Here is a 4,352-nt window from a genome sequence, read left to right as displayed (position 1 = left end):
AGGGAGCAGGTAGCAGGGAGCAGGGAGCAGGGAGCAGGGAAGAGGGAAGAGGTAAAAAATAATGTGTACCTCATGAGTCCTAGAAACGCTATATTAGCTGATAGCTGATAGCTGATAGCTGATAGCTGATAGCTGATAGCTGATAGCTGATAGCTGATAGCTGATAGCTGATAGCTGATAGCTGATAGCTGATAGCTGATAGCTGATAGCTGATAGCTGATAGCTTTTAATCATTTATTAATGGCAATTTTAAATTTTTAATTTTATGATTTTGGCATAATTAGAGGCTAATTTAATGAAGAGAAGATTTCAGTTACTCAACCATTGCTTAGATAATCAGGGATTGACTATTGGTGTGGTTAGTCTATTTTTAGGGATGACAACTGTAGCCCTAGCCGACTATCAACCACCTCCTGAGCCATCTCATCCCGAACAACCTACAATTATTAGCGGTACCAGGGGAGGATGTTCTAAGAATGGAAAAGCAAAGTTAACTACACTAGCTCCTGAGGAACATATTGGACAAACTGTTTCGACTCACCCAACCTTTGCTTGGTTTGTACCGGATGCTGAATCCTTGACAATGAAATTTCAGATTTATCCAGATGATGTAAATGAGTATCCCCAACCCATACAAAATATTGAATTGCAAACAACACCAGGAATAATGACTCACTCACTATCACAGGATGAACTAGGGTTATCCGTGGGACAGAGATATCTGTGGCAAGTGGTCATTATGTGTGAACCCAATCATCCATCGAGTGCTATCATAGCCCAAGCTTATATCGATATCGTTCAAAAGTCACCAGATTTAAAAATAGCCCTTGCTGCAGCCACTAACCCCGTTGATAGGGCAGATATCTATGCTGACAAAGGTTTCTGGTATAATGCCTTCGGTGAAGTTGTGGGTTCTGCTGACGATGCTAGACATAGAGAGTTAAAGCTAAATCTTTTAACTGATTTAGCAAAAATCGAGGCATCTGGAAATTCACACTATGCCAGCCAAAAGAGTGAGCGAATCAAGCAGATTTTAGAGATAGAACGGAAAGCCCGTTTGTAACTAAGTTAAGTGTAAGCATTTAGCTAATGCGCTACGCGCAGGCTACGCCAACAGCTGATAGCTGACAGCTGACAGCTGAATGCTTACCACCATAGTGAAAGTTAACACCGATAGACAACTTCAAATCAAGTTTTGCAGTTTTCAGCAATAGTCATAGTATAATTATGCATTTACTGTTTCTCAACTTGGAAAGTAAGTTAGCATAAAACGTGAATGCATTACCTGTTTCATTCTTTTATTGTATTAAGTAAGGGAACAGTTAGTCGAGGAGACAAGCATGGACTACTGTTTCCGATTCCTTCAATAGTTGTTGATAGTTTTTGGTCTGCTCAAGGTACCTAGTCATTTATAGGTGCCTTTTTGTTAACAGTGCAGCTCTCCCGGCATTTTGGGATAAACTGTAAAATAAGTTACAAATTAAAATTTGGTGGGTTAACTTAGATGTAGTTGAATGACCAAAGTTTTGGAAGCTCTTGAAATCCCGTAGGTTGGGTGGAGAGAGGACACCCAACGCAATCGGTTGTCGTGGTTGGGTTGAAGTATGAATCCCAACCTACATCGACGCCTATTTGTCAGTCAATCAGATAGTGTAAGTTCACACCGATATACAACCTCGAAGTAAGTGTTGCAGTTTTTAGCAATCGTGATAGCGTAATTGTGCAGTTGCTGTTTCTCAACTTGGCAAGTAAGTTAGCATAAAACGTGAATGCATTACCTGTTTCATTATTTTAATGTATTAAGTAAGGGAACAGTTAGTCGAGGAGACAAGCATGGACTACTGTTTCTGATTCCTTCAATAGTTGTTGATAGTTGATAGTTTTTGGTCTGCTCAAGGCACCTAGTCATTTATAGGTGCCTTTTTGCTCACAGTGCGGCTCTCTCGGCCACAGCCCAGACCCAGTAATATCAAGTCTGGTTGAATAGCCATAATTATTCAGGAGAGGGTGGGAGGTGTGGGGAGATGGGGAGATGGGGAGATGGGGAGATAGGGAGATAGGGAGATAGGGAGATAGGGAGATAGGGAGATAGGGAGATAGGGAGATTTTTATTAAGGGTAATTATCCTGAGCTGCTTGTCACCCCTGACAGACCTCAATCCAACCTACGATGTTCTTCCTTGTATGGAAGTAGCCCATTTAATAACACCCCAAGAATGCTAGAAAGTCCAATCCCTGTCTTGATGCAAAGCGCGAGTGGGGGAAACCACGGCAGTTGCTCATGGGGGGAACCCCCANGTGAGATAGGGAGATAGGGAGATAGGGAGATAGGGAGATTTTTATTAAGGGTAATTATCCTGAGCTGCTTGTCACCCCTGACAGACCTCAATCCAACCTACGATGTTCTTCCTTGTATGGAAGTAGCCCATTTAATAACACCCCAAGAATGCTAGAAAGTCCAATCCCTGTCTTGATGCAAAGCGCGAGTGGGGGAAACCACGGCAGTTGCTCATGGGGGGAACCACGGCAGTCGCTCATGGGGGGGACCCCCAAGACCGCGCTGCCTCCCCAAGACCGCACTGCCTCCCCAAGACCGCGCTGCATCGCTTCCAAGGCAAACCCTCCTGCCTTGACGCTCATTTCCCCTACCCCTAGCATTAAAATTACAGCAACGATCACAAGATTACGGGGTTGTAATAAATCTGCGCTAGAGCGAACAATACTATTCATGCCAATTACCACAATTGTACCAAATAAAACAATTAAAATTCCTCCCATGACTGGCACAGGAATGGTTTTTAAAAGGGCTTCTAACTTTCCTAAAAAAGAGAGTAAAATAGCGATAATAGCTGCCCAGGTCATAATCGCTGGATTAAAAGTTTTTGTTAAGGCAACTGCCCCTGTAACTTCCGAATAGGTGGTGTTGGGAGGGCCACCAACAAAAGCCGCCAATATTGTTGATAACCCATCCCCTAACAGGGTGCGATGTAAACCGGGTTCTCGAAGATAATTATTTCCAGTCACAGAACTAATGGCTAACACATCCCCAATATGTTCAATGGCAGGAGCGATCGCAACCGGTACAATAAATAAAATTGCCGGTAAACTGAAACTGGGTGTGGTAAATTCTGGAATTTGAAACCAAGGAGCTTGACTAACAGGTGTAAAATCGACCATCCCTAACGGTAAAGTTACTAGATAACCGACTCCTATCCCCATCAAAATCGGAATTAATCGTAAAAAACCCCGCCCTAAAATTGCAGTTAGCATGGTGGCTAATAGAGAAACCATTGTTACACTATTGACATCCCTTCGGTGAATTCACTCATAAGTTGCTGACGCTTTTGTCAATTCTCTTGGTGCGCATTCCCGTGGGCGTTGAAACCTCGCGCCGGGGTTGCACCGCTGCTTAAAGGTTATCTTACACTGAACTGAGTGGGGAACCATGGAAATCATTCGATATCATAACTAGGGATTGATTCAGTAATTCCTCAAGGGACATTACCCACCAAAGCTGATAAGATTCCAAACAACTAGGTTATAACTTTATATAAGTTGATAATTACAAACAAAAAGGGAACAAGCTATGGAACAGAAAGCAACTGCGTCTACTAAACTAGTCACCGGTAACTTTGTGGTGATCCAGGGAGATATCAATCGCAGAATTGGCGATGGTGGTGCTAGCCTCTGGAAAAAGACTTTCAACACAGAGGGACGCTACAAGGGCGGCGCTGCCATCCTGATGTTGATGGTTAAAGGATTGACAGCAACCGACAGTGATGCAGAGGTCAAAATCAATGGTAAAAGTGTAGGGAAGATCTACTCCTACGAGGGAGCTAATCCCAATCACTGGTTTACCCAAATCATTAACATTGGTGCTGGAATACTCAAGGATGGCGATAATGAGCTGGAGGTTGAAGCCGTAGATTTACCAAACCCCTCTGCTGGCGACCTCTATAACGATTTTTACATACGGGATGTGGTTTGCTTCTTCCAGCGGGAAGATTAGGAAACCTTTTTGATAGTAAAGGAACTATAGTTTAGGACATAGTTTTTGGTTTAAAGGGAATCGGGAATCGGGAATCGGGAATCGGGAATCGGGAATCGGGAACAGGAAACAGCGGATCTGGGAGCAGAAATTATGTCTTAACCTTTACTTCTACTGGTCTAGTTTAAGTTTCTATTTTTAAGGGGGTAGGTAAACTACCTGATCAGGCTAGTTTACCTACCCCCGCCCGACTCCCGAATCCCTAGGGTGCGCTTTCCAATGGGCGAGTAAATCGCCCTTGGGTCGCACCGCTCCCGACTCCCGACTCCCGACTCCCGACTCCCGACTCCCGACTCCCGACTACC

Annotated in this window: 3 protein-coding genes and 1 pseudogene; 2 read left to right on the top strand and 2 right to left on the bottom strand. The window is 43.8% G+C overall.

Annotation, left to right across the window (positions count from 1 at the left end; all coding sequences use genetic code 11):
• Positions 1-93 precede the first annotated feature (93 nt).
• The gene (locus BJP37_RS39470; RefSeq protein WP_158069645.1) at positions 94-234 is read right to left on the bottom strand and encodes a hypothetical protein; all 141 of its coding nucleotides are present in this window, start codon (positions 232-234) and stop codon (positions 94-96) included.
• 61 nt (positions 235-295) lie between these two features.
• Here BJP37_RS39470 and BJP37_RS17970 point away from each other — a divergent pair, with 61 nt between their 5' ends.
• Positions 296-1,063, top strand: a complete 768-nt coding sequence (locus BJP37_RS17970) for a DUF928 domain-containing protein (RefSeq protein ID WP_075900763.1) — start codon at positions 296-298, stop codon at positions 1,061-1,063.
• 1,537 nt (positions 1,064-2,600) lie between these two features.
• Here the strand turns inward: BJP37_RS17970 and BJP37_RS17965 are convergent.
• Positions 2,601-3,296 (bottom strand): annotated as a pseudogene (locus tag BJP37_RS17965) (uracil-xanthine permease family protein); the annotation flags it as partial.
• Positions 3,297-3,585: 289 nt separating this feature from the next.
• Here BJP37_RS17965 and BJP37_RS17960 point away from each other — a divergent pair.
• Positions 3,586-4,008 (top strand): hypothetical protein, encoded by a 423-nt coding sequence (locus BJP37_RS17960; RefSeq protein ID WP_075900761.1) that lies wholly within the window; start codon positions 3,586-3,588, stop codon positions 4,006-4,008.
• Positions 4,009-4,352: the final 344 nt, after the last annotated feature.

This window comes from Moorena bouillonii PNG (genome assembly GCF_001942495.1).
GTDB lineage: Bacteria > Cyanobacteriota > Cyanobacteriia > Cyanobacteriales > Coleofasciculaceae > Moorena > Moorena bouillonii.
This window is presented reverse-complemented; position numbering and strand designations above follow the sequence as displayed.

Excerpts from the sequence above, each read along its gene's own strand:
- BJP37_RS39470 (WP_158069645.1), bottom strand. The coding sequence starts at position 234 with ATGATTAAAAGCTATCAGCTATCAGCTATCAGCTATCAGCTATCAGCT.
- BJP37_RS17970 (WP_075900763.1), top strand. The coding sequence starts at position 296 with ATGAAGAGAAGATTTCAGTTACTCAACCATTGCTTAGATAATCAGGGA.
- BJP37_RS17960 (WP_075900761.1), top strand. The coding sequence starts at position 3,586 with ATGGAACAGAAAGCAACTGCGTCTACTAAACTAGTCACCGGTAACTTT.